The organism is Mesorhizobium sp. 1M-11, from assembly GCF_001303895.1.
GTDB lineage: Bacteria > Pseudomonadota > Alphaproteobacteria > Rhizobiales > Rhizobiaceae > Mesorhizobium.
The window spans coordinates 1-24449 of sequence record NZ_LJSD01000051.1 but is presented as its reverse complement, the minus strand read 5'-3'; the positions used below and the strand labels follow the sequence as shown (position 1 = coordinate 24449).

Here is a 24449-nt window from a genome sequence, read left to right as displayed (position 1 = left end):
GACTCCTTGAAGGACGCAGCCACACAGGGCGCGGGTCCAGATGGGAGAAAGATCATGTCCAAGCTTGTTTCCGACATTTGCCGGGCCAGCCGGCCACGCTGGTGCCTCATGGGCGCCTTCGCTTGCGCCGTCGCCGGCGGAACGCTCGGCGCACCCGCCGCGACGCTCGCCGGCCAGGCCGAGGTCGACGCCACCTACAAGGATGTCCAGCAGACGCTCGGTTCGGTGCCCAGCTTCCTGCACCAGGTGTCCAAGACGGCACTTCCCGGTGCCTGGGCCGAGGTGAAGGCGCTGCAGTTTTCGGGCGACACCGCCCTGCCGCCGAAGTTCAAGGCGCTGATCTCGCTTGCCGTCGCGGCCCAGATCCCGTGCAGCTACTGCATCTGGGAAGACACCAAGAACGCCAAGCAGGCGGGCGCGACGGAGGACGAGATCCAGGAGGCGGTCGCGATCGCCGCGTCGACACGCCACTGGAGCACCATCTTCAACGGCATGCAGGTCGACCTCGACACCTTCAAGAAGGACCTCGGCGGCAATGCCGAGACGGCCGGCGCGGCCAAATAGGCGCGCCGCATCGGCAGGCGGTCATGGCCGTCCGCGCCTTGACCGCGACGCAGCAACATTCGTCCTCGAAAGGAGAAGAAGATGCCAGTCGTCTTTGGAGAAGCCGTGAGCACGGCTCACGATATCGTTTCCGTTCTGAAGAAGCATGGCGATGCGGTGCGCGGCACCTATCGCGCCCGCTATCGCTTCGATCCGCAATCGGACAATCCTTATGCCGGCGCCTCGCTCGAGCGGCCGCGGAGCCTTGAAGGCAACCCGGCCGATGTCGTGTTTCCCTGGGAGCAGATCTTCACGGCTGCGGCCGTCTGTGCCGGTTCGGACTATCCGATGCTGGCGGCGCATGAAGGGGTCGACCTGCATTCGGTCGAGTTCGTCGTGGAAGGCGTGTTCGATCCGCGCGGCGAGTTCGACGGTCTGGATGGGCTCGAAGCACCAGCCGATGCCCGCCACTGCTACCTGTCCCTTCATCTCGCCGCGACCGTGGAGTCCTCCGCGCCGCGCGCCGATCTGGAGCGGATCCACAAGCGCGCCCTCTCGCACAACATGGTGCTCGGCGCGCTGCGGGGAATCCCAACGACCAGCGCGCTGACCATCCGGCGCCCAGTCTCCCCTGAGACGGCAGCAGCCTTGCCGCTCCATGGAGAAATGGCCGGCGGCTAGGGGGGCAGGCGCACGGCGCTGTTTTGCGCCCCGGAGCTGCTGCTGTGTCAGCTCCGGTCTGCCCTCGCTCGTTCATCGAGGCGAGGGGCAATGCCAGGAAAGCACTGTTGAATTCGAAGGCAAGACAGAAGTCGCAAAGCTTTCGTGGTCGTTCAGAAGCTTCCGATTGACTCCAATCCACTATTGCGCAAGCCTTATGCTTGGGGATTGGGGGATTTCAAAGATGGCTACCCGCTATTTGGCGGTCTCGGCAGTCGTGATCGCGTTTGCAGTGCAGGGTTGCGCGAGTTTACCTGAGCCGACAGGCCAGTATACGCCTATCCCTGTAGATTTGTTCGTCAATTCCCTGAAGTGCGACTATGCCGACTATATCGTCAACTATCATGGCGCGCACCTGCCGCTGAAGGGTTGGCCTGTAACCGGGACGATGAATCTGAACATCGCTCAATCGGTCGATCGCCAGACCGGTGCCACGATAACCGGCCTTGTCCCCTATCAGGGCGTCTCGGTTGACCTGGGATTGAGTTCGCAGACGACGCGCAAGCATACGGTTGTCACCACGATAACCTTCGAGCTCGATCCGAAAGTGTCGGACACCAGGATTTGCGACAGCCTGAAAGGCACCAAGCCGGGCATCGGCTTCGGGGCGTGGCTTTGGGGCATCGCGCGTGGGTTGGACAAGGCTGCCGACGGCGCCCCGCTCTTTGCCGTGAGCCAGCTCGACTACCAGACCATCTTCTCGGTGGAGAGGAAGGTCAACGCAAGCGGCGGCGTCGGTCTCAAGATGATACCGCTTTCGCTGTCGGCATCCCAATTGGCAAGCCGGTCGGACGTCCAGACCATCAGCGTCAAGCTGGTGCCAAACGACGTCGTTGTCGGCTTCGACAAGAAAGGCAAGCCGATAACCAAGAAGAAAAAGAAGCTGTTCTCGGAGGGGGCAGCGCTTCAGTCGGCTCAACCGAAAGATCTGGCCACCCAGATGCTGATCGCCAAGTAGCACACCGGAACTCCCGCGCCGGTGAAAGGACTGGCGCGGCAAGGCAGGCGCCGGTACTTCGGTTCAGCCGGTCAGCAGCAACGCATCCCGCCCCGCCACTCAAATGACCTTCCGCACGTCCTCTTCAAAACTCAGCACATGATGCAGCGCGATGCGTTCGGCGGTTTCGCCGTCGCCGCGGCAGACCGCTTCGAGCATCTGGGTCTGCTCGTGCAGGACCTTGTCCAGGCCCGACAGCAATTCCGGGAAGCGCCGTGTCGCCACATGCAAGATGCGCAGCGACAGGTTGTGGTAGTGGTCGAGCGTGTCGAACAGATAGGGGTTCTTGGCGGCGCGGTAGATGAAGCGGTGGATGCGGCGGTCGAGCGCCAGCAGCGGCTCGGCTTCCGGTCGATCCGAAAAGGCCGCCAGTTCTTCGAGCAGCTTTCGCGCTTCCCGGCGCTCCGGTTCGCGCAGGCGCTCCGCGGCCAGCCGTGTCGCCCAGGACTCGATGGTCGCGCGCGCTTCATAGATCGCCGACAGGTCGCTGATGTCGATCTTGCTGACGGATGTGCCCCGGCGGCCGTTGACGTCGACGAAGCCGTCGCGCTGCAGCCGCAGCAGCGCCTCGCGCACCGGCGTGCGGCCGACGTCGAGCCGCTTCATCAGCTCGCTCTCGCGCAGCAGCGTGCCCGGCGCCAGCTTCACCGTGATGATGTCCTCCCGCAATTGCAGATAGGTGCGTTCGGCCAGCGTCGAGCCGGCCTCATCGTCTCCCTCACGCATCCAAGCGTCCATCGCCCTGTCTCCACCGTGCCGCCGACCGATCGCCGAGAATCGCTTGACAATGGATATGTATAATATATTGATCGATATATTACAAATATATTGATCCGGTTACAGGGAGGTATCGGTCATGAAAAAGGGGAAATTTTCGCCGTCGTCTTTCAAGGGAGGTGTCGCCGCGCTGCTCGGCCTCGGCATGGGATTGCTGGCGGCGCTTCAGCCCGCCCGGGCGGAGGAGCTCGAGACGCTGAAGCCCGGCGTCCTGCAGGTCACCATCCAGCCCTACATGCCCTACACGGCGATGAAGGATGACAAGCTGGTCGGGCTGGACAGCGACATCCTCGCCGCGGTCGCCGACAAGCTCGGCCTCAAGATGGAAGTCAACGTCACCGATTTCCCCGGCATGCTGGCCTCGGTGCAGTCGCGCCGCGCCGACATCACCATCGGCGGCATCGCCTGGTCGGACGCGCGCCAGAAGGTCGGCCTGTTCACCGATCCGCCCTATTATTCGCCGCCGGCCATGGCCGTCGCGGGCACCGACAAATTTCCGGACGTCAAGAGCCTCGAAGGCAAGGACCTCGGCACGGTCACCGGCTATGTCTGGGCGAAATCGATTGCCCAGGTGCCGAATGCCACGCCGCACACCTATCCCTCGGCCGACAGCGTGTTCCAGGACCTGGCGTCGGGCCGGCTGAATGTCGGCTTCCTCGATCCGCTGCTGATCGTCTATCAGCAGAAGCAGCGGCCGGACATGAAGTTCAGCGTCGAATACCTGACGCCGCCGACCGCCGACGAGGTCAAGGCGCATCCCGACTACCAGTATTTCCAGCCCTACATGACCGGCTTCTACCTGCCTAAAGAGGCGCCGAAGCTGGCCAAAGCGGTCTCCGACCAGATCGACGCCATGTACAAGGATGGCTCGCTCTCGGCGCTGATCACCAAATGGGGCGGTGACCCCAAGCAGTTCCTGGTTCCTTCGCCGGAAATGGCGGCACAGCGCCGTGGCGTCGATCGTCCGGCGGACTGGTCGCCACCCTCGATCGCGCCCTGAAGAGCGGAGGGCCGGATCGTGTCACCTTCCGATGTCTTCACCGGGTTTCTGCATGTTCCCTGGGGCGACTATGCGGGCAATATCGGCTGGGGTCTCGCCAGGACCCTTGCCTACACCGTCGCCAGCTTCCTCGGCGCCGCGGTTCTCGGCCTGCTGCTCGCGCTGATGCGTCTCAACCGCCTGCGCCTGGTGCGGCTGCCGGCCGCGCTCTACACGGAGGTCTTCAAGAACGTGCCGCTGCTGGCGATCATCTTCGTCACCTATTTCGGCCTGCCGTCGGTGGGGATCAAGCTCAGCGTCTTCGCCGCCGGCGTGCTCAGCCTTGTCCTGTTCTACGCGGCCTATCTGTCGGAGATCTTCCGCGCGGCCATCGCCGGCATCCATTCCGGCCAGAACGAGGCGGCGCAGGCGCTGGGCCTCGGCCGCGGCACCACCTTCGGCCACGTCGTGCTGCCGCAGGCGCTGCGGCTGGCGCTGCCCGGCACCAACACCATGTTCGTCGACCTGCTCAAATCGACCTCGCTGCTGGTGACGATCTCGGCCGCCGAACTGATGACCCAGGCGCAGCTGATCGCATCCGAGACGTTCCGCGCGCTGGAGGTCTATCTCGTCATCGCGGCCATCTATTTCGCGGTCTGCTATCCGGTGTCGCAGAGCCTTCTGTGGCTGGAGCGCACGATCCAGGCAGGCGTACCGCTCTCGCGCGGCCGGCGCCGGCGGTTGCGGCTGGCCAGGACATTGCTCGCAGGGGAAACCCCATGACACAGCACGCAGTCAACGTAGAGGCAGCCACCGCCAGGCCGGCCGTCACCATCCGCGGCCTCAGGAAATCCTTCGACGGCAGGCAGGTTCTCGGCGGCATCGATCTCGACGTGCCGGGCGGCCGCATCGTCAGCATCATCGGCCAGAGCGGCGGCGGCAAGACGACGCTGATGCGCTGCGTCAACCTGCTCGAGCAGCCCGACGACGGCGTCATCGAGGTCAATGGCGAGGCGATCTGCGCCGGGGGCGCGGTGACGTGCAAGGATCTCGCCAGGCTGCGCCAGCGCGTCGGCATGGTGTTCCAGCGCTTCAACCTGTTCCCGCATCTGACCGCGGTCGAAAACGTCGTTCTCGCGCAGATGCACGCTGCCGGCATCGGCGAGCGCGAGGCGGTCGAACGTGCCGTGCGCCTGCTTACCCGCGTCGGCCTGGCGCATCGGGCGACCGCCTATCCGGAGCGCATGTCGGGTGGGGAGCAGCAGCGCGTGGCGATTGCCCGGGCGCTGGCGCTGGGGCCCACCGTGCTTCTGTTCGACGAACCGACCTCGGCGCTCGATCCGGAATCGACGGGCGAGGTGCTGCGGGTGATGCGCGAACTCGCCGCCGACGGCATGACGATGATCCTGGTCACCCACGAACTGCCCTTCGCGCGGGAAGTATCGGACTGGGTCGTGTTCATCGACGGCGGCAAGATCATCGAGCAGGGCGCCGCGGCGGATGTGCTCGACCGGCCGCGCGAGGCGCGCACGCGCGCCTATGTCGCGAAATACGCGGCGTCCGGCTGAACGCCGGCGTCGGTCGTTCCCATGATCGGCTGCGCAAGGCGGTGGCGCCGCCGATTGTCCTCCTTCTAACCTGGTGTGGATCGGATGAGCAGGATTTCGACCGACGTCGCCGTGATCGGCGGCGGCGTCATCGGTCTGGCGATCGCGCTTCGGCTTCGCGCCGATGGCCGCGAGGTCGTGGTGATCGAGCCGAACGAGCCCGGCAGCGGCGCCTCCTACGGCAATGCCGGCACCATCGCGGATTATGCGGTGCTGCCGGTGGGGACGCCCGCGGTCCTGCGCAACCTTTTGCCGCTGCTGCTCGACGCGGAGGGTCCCCTGTCGATCCGCGCCGCCGCCTTGCCCGCTTTGTTTCCGTGGCTGGCGCGCTTCGCTTACGAGTCGCTGCCGCACCGCTACCGTGACAACACCCGCCGCATCGCCGAACTCCTGTCCGATGCGCCTGCGGCATGGCGCGAGCTGGCGGCGGAAATCGGCGCATCGGACCTCATCTCGGCGAAAGGCTGCCTCTACCTCTACAACACGCAAAAGGCCTTCCGGGCGGCCTCGGCCGACGTCGCGCTGCGCCGCAGCTATGGCGTCGCCCAGGAACTGCTTTCGCCCGACGAGGTGCTGCGGCTGGAACCCCGGCTGCCGCCTGTCGAGGGCGGCGGCCTGTTCTTCCCCGATGCGATCAATCTCGTCGATCCGGGCGAGACGATGCGCCGCCTGTCGGTGGCGGCCCGCAGCGCGGGAGTAGAATTCGTGCAGGCTTCCGCGCAGGCGATCGCGCGCGCGTCCGCCGGGGTCCGCATCCTGGCCGGGGCCTTCGAGATCGGCGCGCGTGTCGCGGTCATCGCCGCCGGCAGCCGTTCCCGGAAGCTGGCCGCCCAGATCGGCGATCCGGTCCGTCTCGACACCGAGCGCGGCTACCATGTCGAGTTCGACATGGATACGCCGCCGGTGGAACGGCCGGTCTGCCCGACCGCGCATGGCTTCTATTTCTGCCCGATGCGCGGCCGGCTGCGCGTCGCCGGTCTTGTCGAACTTGGCGGAAACACTGCTCCGGCCAATGCGCGGCGGCTGCAGTCGCTGGCGGCGAACGCACGCCGGATTTTCCCGGAGCTCGGCGAACCGGACCGCCGCTGGCTCGGCTTCCGCCCGTCCATGCCCGACTCCGTTCCCGTCATCCGGCCATCGCGGGGAGGGCGCGACATCGTCCTCGCCTTCGGCCACGGCCACATCGGTCTCACGCTTGCGCCCCGCACCGCCGGCATGGTCAGCGCTCTTCTGGCGGCCTAGAGCGGCGTGACAGGGAGCGTTTCTCCAATCCGTGGAAAGCGGATATTCACCCCTCCAGCCAGGCCGCCAGCTTGTCCAGCGTCTGCAGCCCGTACTCCACCGCGCCGAAGCCGATGACGATCTGGCGCCGTTCGCGGCTGGGGTGGAGCTGGCGCAGCGTCAGGATCGTCTTGCCGTCGCTCTGCTCGTCGAAGGTCACCGTCACGCGGAAGCGGTCGGGGTCGTTCGGGTCGGGCGAGCCGTGGTCCATCACGATGCGCTCGTTCGGCACGATCTCCAGGAAGCGCATCATGTTGGGGAAGCGCTGCTCCTTGCCCTCGAACGTACCCACCATGTCGAAGCGCCAGATGCCGCCCTCGCGGATGTCGGCCTCGTGGCTCTCGATGCGCAGGCCCGTCGGGCCGAACCATGCGGCCAGCGCCTCGGGCTTCGTCCAGGCGGCAAACACCTTGGCGCGCGGATGGTTGATGAGTTTGACCAGCACGATCTCGCGATCGAGCGACCAGCTCTCGAGCGGGGTTGCCACGTCTTTCATTTATTCTCTCCGGCACTATCCAGATAGACGTCCAGCCGTTCCAGCCGCATGGCCCAGTTGCGGCGCTCCGCTTCCATCCAGTTGGCCGCCTCGTCGAAGCGCGCCTTCACCAGCCGGCACCAGCGGCTGCGCCCGCGCTTCTCCGATGTGATCAGCCCGCATTCTTCCAGCACCCTGAGATGCTGGGCGAAGGAGGGCAGCGCCATGTCGAACGGCTCGGCCAGCACGCTGACCGGCACCTCGCCCTCGGCCAGCCGCGACACCACTGCGCGCCGCGTCGGGTCGCTGAGCGCGTGGAAGGCAAGGTCGAGCGGGGTCGAATGGTAGGGCATGCGTAATCCGTAAACCGGTCGAGGGCACCGGTCAATAAAAGAAAGGTACTTGCCTTAGCGTTCGCATTGGAACATAAAGGCACTTACCTTACTATCAGGCCCGTGCCGGGCAAACACCAAGAGGAGACTTCTGTGGCAGTTCGTGTCGATTTCAACATCTCGCTCGACGGTTTCGCGACAACGACGGATCAGACACCCGAGCAGCCGATGGGGCCGGACTGGATGCGCCTCGTCGGCGCCTATATCGAGACAAGGACGTTCCGCGAGCGTGTGTTCCACGACACCAGCGGCAAAGGCACGACCGGCATCGACGACAGATATGCCAGGGGATACTTCGTCAACATCGGTGCCGAGATCATGGGCGCCGGGATGTTCGGGCTGCACTCCTTCCCCGACGATCCGGACTGGAAGGGCTGGTGGGGCGACGAGCCGCCGTTCCGCTGCCCGGTCTTCGTGCTGACCCACAGGAAGCGACCCTCGATCGACATGGCCGGCGGCACGACATTCCACTTCATCGACACCACGCCGGCCGAGGCGCTGAAGCAGGCTGTTGCCGTCGCGGGCGGCAAGGACGTTCGCATCGGCGGCGGCGCCAGCACCGTGCGCGACTTCCTCAAGGCGGGCTTCGTCGATCGCCTCCACGTCGCCATCGTCCCCATCCTGCTCGGCCGCGGCATCCGCCTGTGGGACGACCTGCGCGGGCTGGAATCCGGCTACACGGTGGAGTCCGAAACGGCGGAGAGCGGGGTCATTCACCTGACGTTCCGGCGGTAGGGACGGCCGCGGGCGCTGCCCTATCTCCCCCCTTGCGGGGGAGAAAGCGATTTCAGCATCTTAGACGAGCACGCCCGTCAGGGCGGCGCAGGCTAAGTGCTAGAAATCGCAAGAGAGGGGATTTGCCCGCAATGCGCCAGCCAGTTACCCCTTCAAAGCTTTGCCCGCTCGATGCGGGCCGATGCGACGAAGGCCGAGAACGTTCTCTGGCAAGCCCTGCGGAACCGTCAGCTCGATGGGCTGAAGTTCAAACGACAAGTTCCTCTCGATGGCTACATTCTCGACTTTGTCTGTTTCGAGGTTCGGCTGATCGTCGAAGTCGATGGCAGCCAGCATGCGGAATCGCAGACAGATGGAATCCGCGACCGGCATTTCGAAGAGCAGGGCTTCCGCATCCTTCGTTTCTGGAACGACGAGGTGGAGCATAACATCGACGCGGTGTGCTCCGCGATCCTGCAGGCTGCGAGGGGCTGCGGCTGAAAATCCCCTCTCTTGCGATTTCTAGCACTTAGACTGCGCTGCCCTGCGGGCATGCTCGCTAAGATGCTGAAATCGCTTTCTCCCCCGCAAGGGGGGAGATAGAGGCGCGGCCCCGGCGCCTCTACAGAGACGTCCGCGCGCTGTCGGTGATCAGCTTCAACCCGAGCGCGCCCACCACCAGTCCCGCGGCCCGGTCGATCCAGGCCTTGGACCGCAAATAGACGGCCCTCGGCCGGCGGGACGAGAACCCCAGCGCCACGATCGTGTACCACAGGGCCTCGTTGAGGAAGAGCAATGGCGGCAGGGCGAACAGCATCCAGGATGGCGTCGGCGAAGGCAGCAGTGCTGCGAACATCGAGGCGTAGAAGATCGCCGTCTTCGGATTGGACAGCTGCACGAACAGGCCGCGCAGCAGCGACTTCCACAGCGTGCCCGGTCGCCCGGCTGTCGTCTCGGCAACCTCGAGCGGTTCGGGCGCGGCGCGCCAGATGTTGATGCCGAGCCAGACGAGATAGGCGCCGCCCGCCAGCCGCAGCGCCAGGTTCAGCCATTCGACCTGCAGCAGGATCGCGGTGAGGCCGGCCATCGCGATGCAGGCGAACAGGAAGCCGCCCAGGCCCATCCCGATCGCCGCCATCACACCGTCGGCGCGCGAGCCGGAGATGGCGATGCGCGACACCACGACGAAGCTCGGGCCCGGGCTGATGGCGCCGAGCAGGAAGACGCCGAGGATGGAGAACAGGATCGCAAGGTCGTGCACGGCATTTCCTCCTTTTCGTCCCGGAAGCTTCATCGGGCCACACCGATAATGGGTCGCCTCGTTATCGCCTGCAATGAGCCTGCGGTTGTTGTTCCATTGCCTCACGGGCGAGGCTGTCGGTCAGCCCGTTCGGATATCGGCGCAATCCGAAAGCCGTCAGGTCAATCGCAAGATTTCGCAGCCTCGAGCGCCCTGGCGTGGGAAGCCTTGGGCAGATCCCCGATCCGTCGAACGGCGGCGTAGAACCTTGGATAGTCGCCGGCGCACAGGTCGAACAGTCTGAGAAACGCCGGAACCTGTTCGCCGTAGACGGCCGTCGCGGCGAGCTTGGCGTTGTTGATCGGTGTTTCGAACCAGCCGTCATATCCCCGGTATCCCGCCCAGCGCCTGTCGCGCATGTGCCGGTAGCGCATCCGCAGCTTCTCGATCGTGGCTGCCTTGGCCGCCGCCATCTGCGCCGGGGTGCGGGCACTTCCGTAGACCTGCCGCAATTCCTTCCGCGTTTTCGACACAAGGTCCAGAAAATCGGCCCTGCGTTTGCGATCGGCTTCGTAGCGGCGCAGTCCGGCGAGATTGCCGCCGGCGCGCAGCCATTTCCTGACGCCGGTGGTCTCGACGGCGACCGCGAAGGCTTCATTGAAGGCGGAATCGTCGTTCACATAGATGCGCTGGTGCGCCAGCTCGTGAAAGACGAGGCTTGCGACAGACGTGTCGTCCTGGCGCAGCATGGTCGAGAGCAGCGGGTCGCTGGACCAGCCGAGGGTCGAATAGGCGGTGACGCCGGTGACGTAGACGTCCAGCCCCTCCCGCTGAAGTTCGCCGGCGGTTTCAGCCGCGGCTTTCCGGTCGAAATAACCCTTGTACGCAACGCAGCCGAAAACGGGAAAGCACCAGGTTCGCGGCGTCAGCGAGAATTGCGGGGCGGCGAACACCGCCCAGGTCACGGCCTCGCGGCCGATGTCGACATAGCTGCGGTAGCTGCTGTTGTCGGGCAGTGCCAGCTCGTCCGTCGCAAACCGCCTGATGGCATCCGCCGATGCCAGCTTGGCGCGCAGCGTCTCGGGCGTCGCGGGATCCTGGATCAGGGTGCCTACATTTTTCCGCGCGGCCATGATCTGCATATGGCCTTCCAGCGAGGTCGCGTAATAGGAAATGCTGGTGCAGCCAGCGACGCCGGACACCATGATCGCCGCCACGACCAATCGAAAAACGCGCTTCACGGCTGCCCCGCCACTTGCCTGATTGCCCCTGAGCAAATGTTCCCCACCGTCCGGTCTCAAACAGGCGTGGCAATTTTCGTCAAGGTCTGGAGGGCGGTGGATCGAGCTTTGGCGGAATCTGGACCGCTGTGCATCGATTCCGGAACACTGACGGGAATGACCCCAGCCCATCGGGCAAACTCAGAAGCCAGGTCTGGACCGCTATGCATTCCTCGGCGTTCCGGAATGGATCCCCGACACTCTCCGCTCCCTCCGGTCGCTCCGAGGTCGAGGATGACGGAGTTCCATGTCTGCGCCGGTAGCGAATGTCGATGTCATCGCCAAGCGCAAGCGGCGCATTGCTGCCGACGACAGCGTCATCCCCAACGTTGGAAATTAGCCCGAGACGCTTATCCCCTCGTCATCCTCGACCTCGCAGGGAGCGAAGCGACCGGAGAGTGTCGGGGATCCATTCCGGAACATTGACGGGAATGGCTCCGCCTCCGCGAGGCTGCTCCATCTGCGGTCTCAACGACAGAGTTCCCGCTGCATGGTCACCGGCAGATATAGCGTGCCGTGGGCGGCTTCCACCTTCGCTCTTGATTGTGCATTCCCGACGACAGGTGAGGCGAAGGCGCGGGAGACGATGTATCGTCCGCAGGCTGCGCGATGCTTGGATTCGCCCCAGCGCAATTCCAGGAAAAGCGTGTAACGGTTTTCCTGGAATTGCGTGAAAACAAAGAGTTAGAGCGTTTCCGTGAAAACGGAGACGCGGAAACGAGAACAGGAGCCGGCTGGTGACGGGCACACGAATGCGCAGGGCGCCCAAGACACCCACCGGTCTGCGGCAATTCCTCGATCTCGAGCAGCAGCGCGCGTGGATAGAGGGCAGGGCCGAGCTGACGGACGCCGACGAGCGCTCGGAATCCGTGGAACACCGCTTCAGATATGCCGCCCGGTTCGAGAAGCTGCTTTCCCGCCCGCAGGGAAAGGAAGTGCTGGCAATCCTCGGCCTCTACGGTCCGACCTGCATTCCGATCCCACGCCGGACCGAGCGTTTCTACTGGTCGGTGTCGTGCCTGCCGTCGACCTCGGACAAGCCGCTCACGCGCGTCAATGCAAGCTGGATGGAGCTTTTCACGCTTTATGCCGATGGCGAGGATGTCCGCGCCAGGTTCATCCTGCATCTCTCGGATTTCACCACGGATGGGTCTGCTACGCCCGGCCTGGTGGACGAAGCCTTTCTCGAGCAGAGCGTCGCGACGCCGGAAGACGTCAGCTGGTTCGTGCCGAGCGGTGCCGACATGTTCGGCGTCAGGGTGCGCGGCTCCGTCTCGATCCGCAAGTTCCTCGCCAACCCCCGCGCGCTGCGCGCCATCCGCACGTTCAACCTCACGCACATGAACCGCGGGCGGAACGCCTATCAGGCGAGCCACAGCTACAGCGTGGCGGATCACATGCTGCCAGGGTGAGAGGACGCCGGCGCGGCGAACGCGCCGGCGCCGTTCGGTCACACCACGATGAAGTCCGAATTGGTCAGCGCGAGACCCGCTTCGAGCACGGCGAAGTCGGTGAACCCGCCTGCGGCATCGCCGTTCGCATCGTAGGTGAGGTGGCCGGTTGTCGGGTCGTAGATGACGCGGTCGTTGGCATCATGCGCCGCCGTGCCGATGTAGAAGGCGGCGGCGTCGAGCGTGCCGGGCGTGGTCAGCGCCGTGAACACGGCGTTGTCCAGCTGGATCGTGTCGTCGGCAACCGAGAAGTCGGCGATCCTGTCGACATTGCTGTTGGGGTTGAGGGCCGTGTTGAACAGGAAGGTGTCGTTGCCGTCGCCTCCCACCAGCGTGTCGTTGCCGAAGCCGCCGGCAAGCGTGTCGTCGCCGGCGCGGCCGTCCAGCCTGTTGGCTCCGGTGTTGCCGGTCACGATGTTGTCGAGATCATTGCCGCTGCCGTTGAGATTGCCGCTGCCGGTCAATGTCAGGTTCTCGATGTCGCCCTTGAAGATCGTCGTGTTCGAGAGCGAGACGGAATAGCTCGACTTCACCGTGTCGATGCCGTCCGGAGGGATGCCGCCATCGGGGGCTTCGTCGACCCGGTCCTCTATGCTGTCGATGGTATAGGTGTCGTTGCCGGTGCCGCCCCACAACTTGTCGCCGCCGGCGCCGCCGTCGAGGATATCATTGCCGTCGCCGCCATAGAGCTGGTCACGCCCGGTGCCGCCTTCGAGCGTGTCGTTGCCGACTTCGCCCATCAGATAGTCGTTGCCGCCGCCACCGCGCAGCACATTGTCTGCATAGCTTCCGATCATCCCATCATCGAAGGCCGAACCGTCGACATTCTCGATGTCGAAATAGGAATCGCGAGCCCCCATACCGGGATAATATTGCGGGTCGCCAAAACCCTGCCCTGTACCATCTGTACTAAGGTAGAGCGAAATATAGCCTGGGGCGTCGGCGTAACTCACCGTGTCGATACCGGCGCCGCCGTGGAAGAAGTCACCGCCAAGACCTCCATGCAGCGTATCGTCGCCGTCGCCGCCATAAAGCTCATCGCGTCCGGCATCGCCCCACAGGCCGTCATTGCCTTCATTGCCCTCGATCCGGTCGTCGCCGGCACCGCCCTGGATGACGTCGTCACCGCCGAAACCGAACAGGCGGTCGTTGCCGCCGAAGCCGAGTATCTGGTCGCGGCCGCTTGTGCCGTAGAGCTGATCGTCTTTTTCAGTACCGGGAATATAAGCCATGGTGGATCTCATCTCCTTGATAAGCCCCATAGCCCTGAAGCGGCTGCGCCGCCCGACACTTGCGCGGACCAGTTACCGTCCCCATGGACCGCCAGAGCGCTTTCGCGCCCCTTCAGTATCGTCGCTCATGGTGACATACGGAACTTGACCATTTTGTGACCCGCTGTGAATACCGGCGGTTTGCTGGCGGCAGCACAAGGCAGTCGCATAAGCCGCCCGGCGCGACTTTAAGCGGGTCTGGACCGCCGTGCCTTCATCAGCGTTCCGGAATGGATCCCCGACACTCTCCGCTCCTTCGGTCGCTCACGAGGTCGAGGATGACGGGCTGTATTGGCGATCCGCGCTAACCGCAACCGTCGCCACCCGACATCTGCGCTGATGATAAATCCAAGCGAACTGGAAACATCCTCGTCTCCGGCCTCGTAGGAACGAAGCAACCGGGGCGTGCCCAGGATGACAAAGGTGGAAGCACCGTAGCTGATCTCCAACGGTGATGGCCGCAACAGCGTTGGCGATTGGCGTGAGACATAGGAACTCCGTCATCCTCGACCTCGCGAGGAGCGAAGCGACTGGAGAGTGTCGGGGATCCATTCCGGAACGCTGATCAGAACGGCTCCACCACGGCCATACGCAATCGCCCTGGATGGCAAAGGATGTTCAAAAGCCGGCCATCTGTTGCTTCGGCGGAATGGCGCTACTTCCTTTGCCGGCATTCAGACGCCGTAAAGGATGCTGATGGCTCATCGCCGCGATGGGTGAGCAAATCGTCGTTGAATTCGATCTTCAGAGTTGCTTCAAAATCGGTCCTGGACTGCGGAAAGGGATGTGACATGGTGGATCCTGATCGGATCGACAGGCTGATCGCAGCGGTACCCGCTGCCCTGGCACTTCGCGCCGGGTTGGATCTCGGCATTTTCACCCGGCTCGGTGGCGGCGCCGCGACCGCTGACAGCCTCGGGGCCGCGCTCGAAGTCGAGCCCGATCGTCTGTCGCGGCTCCTCTACGCGCTCGCCAGCATCGGTCTTCTCGAAGTCAGGGACGGTCGATTTCGCAACGGAGCCGAAGCATCGGCTTTCCTCGACGCTTCGAAGCCGGCCTATCGCGGCGGCGATCATGCGCTCCTGCGCGAGCTCTGGGCAGCCGACCTCCTGACCGCGGAGTCGCTGCGGCGGAACCAGCCGGCTGCGCTGCACGATTTTTCCGAAGCGGGGCCCGAGGCGGCGGCCGCCTTCGGCCGCAGACTCGCGCCGGGCGGGTTGATTTTCGGCCGAAATTTGGCCGAGGAAATAGACCTCTCGGCGATCGGTTCGGTAATCGACATCGGCGGGGGACCCGGGACCATTCTCGTCGGACTTCGCGAGCGGCGGCCGCAGATTGTGGCGACGCTGATGGAACTTCCGACGGTCGCGGCGGTAGCGCCAGCTATCCTGTCGGAATACGGTGCCGGCGACGTGGTGGTCGAAGAGGGCGACATAACCGTCGCGCCATCGGTTGGCCGGCACGATCTGGCGATCCTGAAAGCCGTCGTCCAGGTCCTGCCGCCGGATCAGGCGCGCAGCGCGATCCTGAACGCGGCGCGGTGCCTCACACCGGGAGGTGAGATCGCGATTGCGGGATCGGGTGTCATCGATGACGACCGCCTCGGCCCGCCTGAGGGTGTCTTTCTCAACCTCACCTTCCTGAACCTCTATCGCCACGGCGAATCCTACACCGAGGGTCAGTATCGCGCATGGATGACCGAGGCTGGATTCCGGGGCATCACCAGGTCGCGCATGAAGGACGGCGGCACGTTGTTTCGTGCGCGCCTCGCGGGCTGATCTTGGCCGAAGCTCGTGCTGGAGAGCTGCACCTTCGCCTGCGTTCCCGAGCCCGGCGAACGCGATGATCCCGCATAAGCAGAAAATGATCGGTGTTCAAAAGCCGGCTATCTGTTTGCGTTATCCGGCATAATGGCGCTATTGCGTTTGCCGGCGTTCAGACGATGCGGAGAGAAATCATGTTGGGCTGGTTCAGGCGGCTGCTGCCGCGCGAAGATCGTTTCTTCGATCTTTTCGAACAGCATTCCCAGACCGTCGTCGGCGGTGCGGAAGCCTTGCAGCAGCTTCTGTCGGGCAACGATGTCGAGCGCTGGTGCAGGGAGATCGTCGCTCTCGAGAACCAGGCCGACGCGATCACCGCCGAAGTGCTGCTGGCGGTGCGCCGCTCCTTCATCACGCCGTTCGACCGCGGCGACATCAAGGACCTGATCCAGTCGATGGATGATGCCATCGACATGATGCACAAGACCGTCAAGACGGTGAAGCTGTTCGAGAAGCGCGAATTCGACCCGCTGATGCAGGAGATGGGCGTCGTCATCGTGGAGGCGGCGAAGCTGGTCGCGGAGGCGATCCCGCTGCTGAACAAGATCGGCACGCATGCGACGCAGCTCAACGCCATCGCCGAGCAGGTGATGCGCGTCGAGGGCCGCGCCGACGACCTGCATGAGCAGGGCCTCAAGGATCTCTTCCGCCGGCACGGCAAGTCCGATCCGATGGCCTACATGATCGGCTCCGAGATCTACGGGCAGCTCGAGAAGGTCGTCGACCGTTTCGAGGACGTCGCCAACGAGATCAGCGGCATCGTCATCGAGAACGTCTGACCAGCATGGATCCCACCATCGCCTTTCCGATCCTGGTCGCGCTGATCGGCGTCGCGCTGTTCTTCGATTTCCTGAACGGCCTGCACGATGCCGCGAACTCGATCGCCACGATCGTTTCGACCCGGGTGCTGCGGCCGCAATACGCCGTACTGTGGGCCGCCTTCTTCAACTTCATAGCCTTCACGGTCTTCGGCCTGCATGTCGCCGAGACCATCGGCAAAGGCATCGTCGATGCCGACATCGTCACGCCGGGCGTCATCTTCGCGGCCCTGACTGGCGCGATCGTGTGGAACATCGTCACCTGGCTCGCCGGCATTCCGTCCAGCTCCTCGCATGCGCTGATCGGCGGGCTGGTCGGCGCGGGCCTCGCCAAGACGGGCTTCAGCGCCATCGTCTGGAGCGGGCTTTTGAAGACGGTCGCCGCCATCGTGCTCTCTCCGCTCACCGGCTTCGTGCTGGCGCTCGTTCTGGTGCTGATCGTGTCCTGGACGTTCGTGCGGCAGACGCCCTTCGCCGTCGACAGCTCCTTTCGCGTGCTGCAGTTCTTCTCGGCCTCTCTCTATTCGCTTGGCCATGGCGGCAACGACGCGCAGAAGACCATGGGCATCATCGCGGTGCTGCTCTATTCGCAAGGCATGCTGGGCGACACTTTCTATGTGCCGTTCTGGGTGGTCATCACCTGTCAGAGCGCGCTGGCCATCGGCACGCTGTTCGGCGGCTGGCGCATCGTGCACACGATGGGTTCCAAGATCACCCGGCTCAATCCCATGCAGGGCTTCTGCGCCGAAACCGGCGGCGCCATCACCCTGTTCGCGGCGACCTGGCTGGGCATCCCGGTCTCGACCACGCACACCATCACCGGCGCGATCATCGGCGTGGGCGCCGCACGCCGCGTCTCGGCCGTGCGCTGGGGCATCGCCGGCAACATCGTCGTCGCCTGGGTCGTGACACTGCCCGCCACCGCGGCGATCTCCGGCCTGACCTATCTGGCCCTCAGCCTGTTCTAGAGCGGTTCACCGACGCATCCGGTTGCCACCTCAAGAAGCGCCGAGACGTTTCGCCGCCAGCGCCTGCGACGATTGCCAGATTGCTTCCATCGTCGCGCCGCTCGATTTCTCCGAGCTGCGGTACAATCGGATCTCGAGGTCGAGCATCCATGAGCGATCGCTTGAACAGGCGACAAGGCCGCCGCTGGAGATGTCTTTCTCGACGAGACTTTCCGGCAGCCAGCAGATGCCGACACCGGTCAGTGCCAATTCCTTGAGGCCTGCGCTGATCGTGCTTTCATGCACGGTCTGGCGCCGGAACGGCGAGCGCCTGGAAAAGATGCTGCCGAGGGCGACGCCGAAGAAGGAGCTGTAGCCGTAGCCCAGATAGGGCAAGGTGCGCTTTGTCGTGTCCACCTTGTCGAGGATGCCTCGTGCAGGCACCGGCGACCTGTCGAGACGCAGCTCCGGCGCGGCGACGGGGATGAGCCGGTCCGATCCGATCGTCACAGAGGAAAACTTGTCGCGGTCGAGGTGAAACGGCACCTCATGATGCGCGTAGGTCAGGAAGAAGTCCGCTTCGCCGTCGGTCAACGCGGCAAGGTTCGCCTCGATGCCGCCCCTGTCGGCGATGAACGACGTGCCGAACATGCGGTTGTCGCCCTGCAGTTCCCGCAGCCAGATCGGAAAGAAGGTGATGGTCAAGGTGTGAAGCGCTGCGAAGCGCACGAGCCCCTGCGCCGATGGCGGCCGCAGCGTTTCGCGCACCGAATAGAACCTTCGGATCGCATCCTGGGCCATGGGAAGAAAGTTGCGGCCTGCCGGCGTGAGTTCCGCGGGCAAGGTGGCGCGACTGATGAGCGGGGCTCCGATCCAGGTCTCGAGTTGCTTGATCCGCCGGCTGAAAGCGGGCTGGGTGACGTTGCGGATCTCGGCCGCGCGCGAAAAGCTCGATGTTTCCGCAAGCGTCACAAAATCCTCGAGCCATTTGATTTCCACGCGGCGTCCTCCGATGCGGCCAACTGCCGTCGAACGCCTGGGCGTTCCATCACAATTGCAACCTTATGCAATTTTTGCATTTGTGATTGCGAAAACCGAATTGGCCATGTCACCGTTGACACCGCAACCTGTCAGTCGAAAGCAAATCGAGTGCCAGGCGAAACCCTATCGCTGCCAGCGAAGGAACGTACCGCGCACCATTCGGAATCGGCGACGCTTCATGAGCGCCGGGGGGAGAAGAAAAAGCAGCATGAATTCCCAGGCCGATCTCGTTCTGCATGGCGGCAAGATCTGGACCGGATACGGAAATCCGGTCGTGGAGGCGATCGCGATCGCGGGCAACAGGGTCCTGGCCTGCGGCTCCAACTCTGATATCAAGGCCCTGGCCGGATCGGGTACCAAGGTCGTGGACCTGGCCGGGCGTTTTGCGATGCCGGGTCTGAACGATGCGCATCTGCATCTGATCTCGACCGGGCTGCTGCGCGGCAAGGTCGACGCGACACCGGACGCCGCTCCGACCCGCGGCGCCCTGATGGCCGCCTTGCAGGCGCGTGCCGCCGAAACGCCCAGGGGAAAATGGGTCATGGCGCGCGGCTTCGACCAGACCCGCTATCCCGACGGATTGATGCCGAGCGCCAAGGAACTGGATGCAGCGCTGCCGGATCACCCGGTTTCGGTCACCCGCGCCTGCGGCCATGTCACGGTCGTGAACTCACGTGCGCTGGCGCTGGCGGGGATAGACATCGGCACGCCCGATCCCGACGGCGGCCTGATCGGGCGCGAGGGCGGTGCGCTCACCGGCATGCTGGCCGAGAATGCGCAGAACCTCGTCTACGACATCCAGCCGACGCCGTCGCTCGCCGAGATCGTCGATGCCATCGAGGCGGGCGGCCGTCATCTTTTGCAGTTCGGCATCACCTCCTGCATGGACGCGGCTGTCGGCCAGGTCGACGGCATGACCGAGATCGAGGCCTACCGGCAGGCCGAACATGGCGGCCGGCTGCCGGTGCGGGTCTGGGCGACGCTTCTGGGCGACCCCGGCTCGTCCATCGTCGAGCCGTGCCATGCCGCCGGCCTCGTCACCGGCGTCGGCAGCGACATGTTCCGCATCGGCGGCGTGAAGGTGTTCACCGATGGTTCGGCCGGCGGACGCACGGCCTGGATGCGCCGGCCCTATGTCGGCCAGCCTGACAATTTCGGCGTCCGGATGCTGCCGGACGCGCAACTGTTCGAACTGGTCGACCGCTACACCGCCATGGGCTACACCATGGTCTGCCACGGCATCGGCGACGCCGCGATCGACCAGCTCGTGCGCGCCTATGAGCGCGTGCGCGCCGCCGATCCGGGTCACGGCCACCGGCACCGCATCGAGCATTGCGGCTATGTCGACGATGACATCAACCGGCGGATGCTGCAGGCAGGCATCCTGCCCGCGCCGCAGCAGGCCTTCATCTACGATTTCGGCGACGCCTACGTCTCGGTTCTCGGGCCGGAGCGCGGCCTGCGCTCCTATCCGATCGCGACCTGGGACCGCCTGGGCATGAAGCCGTCCACCGGCAGCGACTCGCCTGTCTGTTCGCCCAATCCCTTCCCCGACCTCTACGCGATGCTGACGCGCAGGACGCACAAGGGCACGGTCATGGACGCGTCCGAGATGCTGACGCCCGAACAGGCGTTGCGCGCCTATACCGAACATGGCGCCTACTCGCAGGGCGCGGAAACCGTGAAGGGCCGGCTGGAGCCTGGCATGCTCGCCGACATCGCCGTCTTCTCCAACGACCTTCTGACGGCGGCGCCGGAAAAGATCCTGCGCGAAACGCGCTGCGAGATGACAATTCTGAATGGGCGCATCGTCCACCAACGAAGCTGAGACAGGGGATTTCCACAGGAAGTCAGCAACGAGAGAGAAACACCCAGGGAGGAACTGAGGGATGTTGACCAGACTTGGCTTTATCGCAGCGCTTGCGCTTGGAACGGCCAGCGCCGCGCTGGCGCAGGATGCCACCCCGAAGGATGGCGGGAAACTGGTGTTCACCGCGGCTTACGGGAACTCCATCACGTCGCTCGACATCACCGCCACACCGCATACGCAAGACGAGATCGTGGCCAAAGCGATCAACCGCTCGCTCTACAAATGGAACCCGGAAAGCGGCAAGCCCGAGCTCGACCTCGCAGAATCCTTCACGAAGTCGGACGATGGCAAGACCTATACCTACAAGCTGAGGGAAGCGACCTTCCACAATGGCGACAAGCTCGACGCCGATGACGTGGTCTGGTCCTACAACCGCCTGGCCGATCCCAAGAAGGCGCTGCCGGGCGCCGAGCAGATGCTGCAGATCGCCGGCGTCGCCGAATTCCAGGCCGGCAAGGCCGACCATATTTCCGGGGTGAAGAAGATCGACGACAGGACCGTCGAGATCACCGTCGTCAATCTGGCCGATCCGGGCTGGAACCTGATGTCGAACTATGCGCCGATCTATTCCAAGGACTATCCGGAAGACCAGCTTGCCTCCAAGCCGAACGGCCTCGGCCCGTTCAAGCTGGCGAACTACGTTCCCGGCTCCAAGGTCGAGCTGGCCAAGTTCGACGGCTACTACGAGAAGGGCAAGCCGCATCTCGACAAGCTCGACATCATGCTGATGGGCGAAGCCTCGGCCCGCGACGTCGCTTTCCGCAACGGCGAGATCGACGCCAACATCCTGGGCCCGGTGCAGTACGACGCCTACAATCAGGATCCGGCACTCAAGGATCACATCCTCGAAGTGGCCGAGGTCTATACCCGCAACATCGGCTTCAACCCGAAGGTCAAGGCGTTCCAGGACAAGCGTGTCCGGCAGGCGATCAACTACGCGATCAACAAGGACGTGATCGTCACCAAGCTGCTGAAGAACAAGGCCTATCCGGCGGTTTCCTGGCTGCCGATCTCGTCGCCCGCTTTCGACAAGAACGCCAAGCCCTATGCCTATGATCCGGAAAAGGCCAAGGCGCTGCTGAAGGAAGCCGGCTTCGAGACCGGCCTGAAGTTCTCGGTCACCGCGACTTCCAATGAAAGCTGGGGCGTGCCGATCGTCGAGGCGATCATTCCGATGCTTGCCAAGGTCGGCGTCGAGGTCACGACGGATCCGGTGGAAAGCTCGGTCCTGTCGGACAAGATCCTGTCCGACAATTTCGAAACCTTCATCTGGTCGAACTCGTCGGGTCCGGACCCGCTGAAATATCTCAACTGCTTCTATTCGAAGACCTCGCAGACCGCCTGCAACTACGTCAAGTTCTCCAACGCCGACTTCGACAAGCTCATCGAACAGGCGGGCAACGAAACCGATCCGGCCAAGCAGAGCGATCTCCTGAAGCAGGCCAACAACCTGCTGCAGGAAGAAGCGCCGGTCTGGTTCTTCAACTACAACAAGGCCGTCATGGCCTACCAGCCATGGGTGCACGGGTTGAAGGCGAACGCCATGGAACTGGCGATCCAGGACTACGAAGACATCTGGATCGACGACAAGGCGCCGGCATCGCGCAAATAGCGAGCTGAGACGGCCATCGCGTGGGATCGGTTGCGCCGGTCGCACGCGATGCCTTGCGACCGCCGAACGAAAGGCCGAGCCCGCAGATGTTGCGCTTCATCCTTCGCCGCACATTGCAGATGATCCCGACCCTGCTGGCGGTCGTCGTGATCATCTTCGTGATCTTCTCCGTCATTCCGGGCAGCTTCATATCGAGCCTGATGGCGGAAGGGCGCAATGCCACCAATGCCGACGTGATGGCGCATCTGAACGCGCAGTTCGGCCTGGACAAACCCCTGCCGGTGCGCCTGTGGGACTATCTGTGGAACCTCGGGCATTTCGACCTCGGCATTTCCTACCGCACCCGCGAGCCGGTGTGGAACGTGATCGAGCCGCGGCTCTGGCCCTCGGTCAAGCTGGCGCTGGCTGCGATGTGCTTTGCTGCCGCGGTCGGCATTCCGCTGGGGTTCCTCGCGGCGCTGAAGCCCGGCAGCGTGTTCGACACCGGCACGATGATGGTGGCGGTTTCCGGCCTGTCGCTTCCCGAATTCTGGTTCGGCCTGCTGCTGATGTATGTCTTTGCGCTGGAGCTCGGCCTGCTGCCGAGCTTCGGCTATCAGGCCGGCAGCTTCAGACACATCATCCTGCCCGCCATCGCGCTCGGCGTGTCGCCCATGGCGCTGCTGGCGCGGACCACCCGTGCCGGCGTGCTCGATGTGATGAACGCCGATTTCATCCGCACCGCGCGCGCCAAGGGGCTGTCCGAACCGCGCCTGGTGCGCAGCCACGTCACCCGCAACGTGCTGGTGCTGATCCTGACCACGCTCGGCCTCCAGGTCGGTTCGCTGATGGGCCAGGCGATCGTGATCGAGAAGCTGTTCTCCTGGCCGGGGATCGGATCGCTGCTGGTCGACAGCGTGTCGGCGCGCGACATCCCTGTCGTGCAGGGTACGGTCATCGTGATCGTCCTGTGGTTCCTGGTCATCAACATGCTGGTCGATATCGCCTATGCGGCGATCGACCCGCGCATCAAGGTGAGTTGATCGATGCGGCTGCGCTTCAACTTCGCCTTTGGCCTCGCGCTGGTGCTGCTCGTGGTCGTCGCCGCGATCTGCGCCGGGTGGATCGCGCCCTACGATCCGATCATCGACGCGGATTTGATGAACTCCGAAATGCCGCCGAGCTGGGAGCATTGGCTGGGCACGGACGGGCAGGGCCGCGACGTCCTTTCGCGTGTGCTTTATGGCGCAAGGGTATCCCTGACCGTCGGTCTCGTCTCGCAGCTGATCAACTCTGTCATCGGCACGGCGCTCGGCGTTTCGGCCGGCTATTTCGGCGGCTGGTGGGACGACCTGGTCAACGGGCTGACCAATGTCATGCTGGCGATCCCGTCCCTGGTCTTCGCACTCGCCATCATGGCGGTGCTGGGGCCGGGCCTGCCCAGCCTTCTCATCGCGCTCGGCCTGACCAACTGGTCCTGGACCTGCCGCATCGCCCGCGGTTCGACCTTGTCGCTCAGGAACCAGGGCTTCGTGCAGGCCGCCAGGACGGCGGGCTTCGGCGACGCCAACATCATGCGCACGCAGATCCTGCCGAACATCCTCGGCCCGGTCCTGGTCATCGCCACGCTCGGCATCGGCGGGGCGGTCCTGTCGGAAGCGGCGCTGTCCTTCCTGGGGGTCGGTATCCGTCCGCCGCAGCCGAGCTGGGGCAACATGCTGACCGACGCGCGCGAACTGTTGCGCAGCGCGCCCTGGGCCGCGATCTTCCCCGGCCTCGCCATCTTCATCACCGTGCTTGGCTTCAATCTGCTTGGCGACGGGCTGCGCGACATGCTCGATCCCCATATGAGGACCCGCAGGACATGAGCAGCGCTCTTCCCGATCCGGTCCTGTCCGTCCGCAACCTGCGCATCGGCGTCGGCAGGCGCAATGAACTCCTGCACGACGTGTCCTTCGACATCCTGCCGGGCGAAACCTACGGGCTTGTCGGGGAATCCGGCTCCGGCAAAAGCATCACCGGCCTATCGGTGATGGGGCTGCTGAAGCGTCCGCTGCAAGTGACCGGCGGCTCGATCGTCTTCCAGGGCCAGGATGTCCTGAAGCTTGGCAGCCGCGCCAGGCGCCGGCTGCGCGGCGAGCGCATGGCCATGGTGTTCCAGGAGCCGATGACGGCCCTCAACCCGCTGGTGACGATCGGCCGGCAGATCGCAGAAATGTTCGTCATCCACAGCGGCCTTGGGTGGTCCGAGGCGCGCCGCAAGGCCGTCGAGGCACTGGAAAGCGTTCGCGTCCCGTCACCGGAGGAACGCGCCCGGTCCTATCCGCATCAACTGTCGGGAGGCATGCGCCAGCGCGTCATGATCGCGATCGCGCTGGCCTGCCGGCCCGACCTGCTGATTGCCGACGAGCCCACCACCGCGCTCGACGTGACGGTGCAGGCGGGCATCCTGGAACTGATCGCCGAGCTTTGCAAAGCCGAGGGAACGGCCGTGCTGCTGGTCAGTCACGATCTCGGCGTGATCGCCAATATGTGCCGGCGTGTCGGGGTCATGGATCAGGGCCGGCTGGTCGAGGAGCAGGACACCCGGGCCTTGTTCGAAAAGCCGCTGCATCCCTACACCCGCGGCCTGCTC

General features: G+C 64.4%; 25 protein-coding genes. 18 read left to right on the top strand and 7 right to left on the bottom strand.

Features of this window, described 5'->3' with window-relative positions:
- Positions 1-54 precede the first annotated feature (54 nt).
- The 3 genes from AO692_RS20970 (at position 55) to AO692_RS20960 (ending at position 2221) form a co-directional block, all read left to right on the top strand.
- On the top strand, positions 55-564 hold the full coding sequence (locus AO692_RS20970; RefSeq protein ID WP_054311997.1) for a carboxymuconolactone decarboxylase family protein: 510 nt from the start codon (positions 55-57) through the stop codon (positions 562-564).
- Between the two features lie 81 nt (positions 565-645).
- The gene (locus tag AO692_RS20965; RefSeq protein ID WP_054311996.1) at positions 646-1224 is read left to right on the top strand and encodes an OsmC family protein; all 579 of its coding nucleotides are present in this window, start codon (positions 646-648) and stop codon (positions 1222-1224) included.
- 223 nt (positions 1225-1447) lie between these two features.
- Positions 1448-2221: a trypco2 family protein gene (locus AO692_RS20960; RefSeq protein ID WP_152979913.1), complete on the top strand. Its 774-nt coding sequence runs from the start codon at positions 1448-1450 to the stop codon at positions 2219-2221.
- A 99-nt stretch (positions 2222-2320) separates the two neighbouring features.
- Here AO692_RS20960 and AO692_RS20955 read toward each other — a convergent pair whose 3' ends face one another.
- Entirely contained in the window at positions 2321-2998 is a 678-nt protein-coding gene (locus tag AO692_RS20955) for a GntR family transcriptional regulator (protein ID WP_054311994.1), read from the bottom strand.
- Between the two features lie 118 nt (positions 2999-3116).
- Between AO692_RS20955 and AO692_RS20950 the strand changes: the two genes are divergently transcribed.
- From AO692_RS20950 to AO692_RS20935, 4 genes are all read left to right on the top strand, one after another.
- Positions 3117-4037 carry a transporter substrate-binding domain-containing protein gene (locus tag AO692_RS20950; RefSeq protein ID WP_054311993.1) on the top strand — a complete coding sequence of 307 codons (921 nt, stop codon included), beginning with the start codon at positions 3117-3119 and terminating at the stop codon, positions 4035-4037.
- Between the two features lie 18 nt (positions 4038-4055).
- Complete coding sequence (locus AO692_RS20945; RefSeq protein ID WP_054311992.1) at positions 4056-4799, top strand: amino acid ABC transporter permease; 744 nt, start codon at positions 4056-4058, stop codon at positions 4797-4799.
- Entirely contained in the window at positions 4796-5584 is a 789-nt protein-coding gene (locus AO692_RS20940) for an amino acid ABC transporter ATP-binding protein (protein ID WP_054311991.1), read from the top strand. Before AO692_RS20945 ends, AO692_RS20940 begins: the two co-directional genes overlap by 4 nt.
- Before the next feature lie 84 nt (positions 5585-5668).
- Positions 5669-6865, top strand: coding sequence for an FAD-dependent oxidoreductase (locus AO692_RS20935; protein ID WP_054311990.1), 1197 nt, complete (start codon positions 5669-5671; stop codon positions 6863-6865).
- A gap of 46 nt (positions 6866-6911) precedes the next feature.
- Here the strand turns inward: AO692_RS20935 and AO692_RS20930 are convergent, their stop codons facing one another.
- Together AO692_RS20930 and AO692_RS20925 are read right to left on the bottom strand one after the other, a co-directional pair.
- The gene (locus AO692_RS20930; RefSeq protein ID WP_200911763.1) at positions 6912-7400 is read right to left on the bottom strand and encodes an SRPBCC family protein; all 489 of its coding nucleotides are present in this window, start codon (positions 7398-7400) and stop codon (positions 6912-6914) included.
- Complete coding sequence (locus AO692_RS20925) at positions 7397-7732, bottom strand: metalloregulator ArsR/SmtB family transcription factor (protein ID WP_054311989.1); 336 nt, start codon at positions 7730-7732, stop codon at positions 7397-7399. The genes AO692_RS20930 and AO692_RS20925 overlap by 4 nt, the downstream gene beginning before the upstream one ends.
- 132 nt (positions 7733-7864) lie before the next feature.
- Between AO692_RS20925 and AO692_RS20920 the strand changes: the two genes are divergently transcribed.
- Positions 7865-8506, top strand: coding sequence for a dihydrofolate reductase family protein (locus tag AO692_RS20920; RefSeq protein ID WP_054311988.1), 642 nt, complete (start codon positions 7865-7867; stop codon positions 8504-8506).
- A 171-nt stretch (positions 8507-8677) separates the two neighbouring features.
- The gene (locus AO692_RS20915; RefSeq protein ID WP_054311987.1) at positions 8678-8986 is read left to right on the top strand and encodes a DUF559 domain-containing protein; all 309 of its coding nucleotides are present in this window, start codon (positions 8678-8680) and stop codon (positions 8984-8986) included.
- Between the two features lie 121 nt (positions 8987-9107).
- Here the strand turns inward: AO692_RS20915 and AO692_RS20910 are convergent, their stop codons facing one another.
- A complete protein-coding gene (locus tag AO692_RS20910) occupies positions 9108-9746 on the bottom strand; it encodes a LysE family transporter (protein WP_152979912.1) in 639 nt (212 codons plus the stop codon).
- Positions 9747-9907: 161 nt separating this feature from the next.
- A complete protein-coding gene (locus tag AO692_RS20905; RefSeq protein ID WP_244483434.1) occupies positions 9908-10966 on the bottom strand; it encodes an aminopeptidase in 1059 nt (352 codons plus the stop codon).
- A gap of 791 nt (positions 10967-11757) precedes the next feature.
- Between AO692_RS20905 and AO692_RS20900 the strand changes: the two genes are divergently transcribed.
- Positions 11758-12417 carry a hypothetical protein gene (locus AO692_RS20900; RefSeq protein ID WP_054311985.1) on the top strand — a complete coding sequence of 220 codons (660 nt, stop codon included), beginning with the start codon at positions 11758-11760 and terminating at the stop codon, positions 12415-12417.
- Positions 12418-12455: 38 nt separating this feature from the next.
- On the opposite strand, the gene AO692_RS20895 is transcribed toward AO692_RS20900, so the two are convergent.
- Positions 12456-13688 (bottom strand): calcium-binding protein, encoded by a 1233-nt coding sequence (locus tag AO692_RS20895; protein ID WP_054311984.1) that lies wholly within the window; start codon positions 13686-13688, stop codon positions 12456-12458.
- Between the two features lie 830 nt (positions 13689-14518).
- On the opposite strand from AO692_RS20895, the gene AO692_RS20890 reads away from it, so the two are divergent.
- The 3 genes from AO692_RS20890 (at position 14519) to AO692_RS20880 (ending at position 17333) form a co-directional block, all read left to right on the top strand.
- On the top strand, positions 14519-15505 hold the full coding sequence (locus tag AO692_RS20890) for a methyltransferase (protein ID WP_054311983.1): 987 nt from the start codon (positions 14519-14521) through the stop codon (positions 15503-15505).
- Positions 15506-15684: 179 nt separating this feature from the next.
- A complete protein-coding gene (locus AO692_RS20885; RefSeq protein WP_054311982.1) occupies positions 15685-16326 on the top strand; it encodes a DUF47 domain-containing protein in 642 nt (213 codons plus the stop codon).
- Positions 16327-16331: 5 nt separating this feature from the next.
- Positions 16332-17333, top strand: a complete 1002-nt coding sequence (locus tag AO692_RS20880) for an inorganic phosphate transporter (RefSeq protein ID WP_054311981.1) — start codon at positions 16332-16334, stop codon at positions 17331-17333.
- Positions 17334-17363: 30 nt separating this feature from the next.
- Here AO692_RS20880 and AO692_RS20875 read toward each other — a convergent pair whose 3' ends face one another.
- Entirely contained in the window at positions 17364-18311 is a 948-nt protein-coding gene (locus AO692_RS20875) for a LysR family transcriptional regulator (RefSeq protein WP_054311980.1), read from the bottom strand.
- 250 nt (positions 18312-18561) lie between these two features.
- On the opposite strand from AO692_RS20875, the gene AO692_RS20870 reads away from it, so the two are divergent.
- The 5 genes from AO692_RS20870 to AO692_RS20850 form a co-directional block, all read left to right on the top strand.
- Positions 18562-20181, top strand: coding sequence for an amidohydrolase (locus AO692_RS20870; RefSeq protein WP_054311979.1), 1620 nt, complete (start codon positions 18562-18564; stop codon positions 20179-20181).
- A 61-nt stretch (positions 20182-20242) separates the two neighbouring features.
- On the top strand, positions 20243-21835 hold the full coding sequence (locus AO692_RS20865; RefSeq protein ID WP_054311978.1) for an ABC transporter substrate-binding protein: 1593 nt from the start codon (positions 20243-20245) through the stop codon (positions 21833-21835).
- An 86-nt stretch (positions 21836-21921) separates the two neighbouring features.
- Complete coding sequence (locus AO692_RS20860) at positions 21922-22857, top strand: ABC transporter permease (RefSeq protein ID WP_054312399.1); 936 nt, start codon at positions 21922-21924, stop codon at positions 22855-22857.
- 3 nt (positions 22858-22860) lie between these two features.
- Entirely contained in the window at positions 22861-23682 is an 822-nt protein-coding gene (locus AO692_RS20855; RefSeq protein ID WP_054311977.1) for an ABC transporter permease, read from the top strand.
- Positions 23679-24449: ABC transporter ATP-binding protein (locus AO692_RS20850; RefSeq protein WP_054311976.1), on the top strand; the 771-nt coding region annotated here is incomplete at its 3' end. The genes AO692_RS20855 and AO692_RS20850, both read left to right, overlap by 4 nt.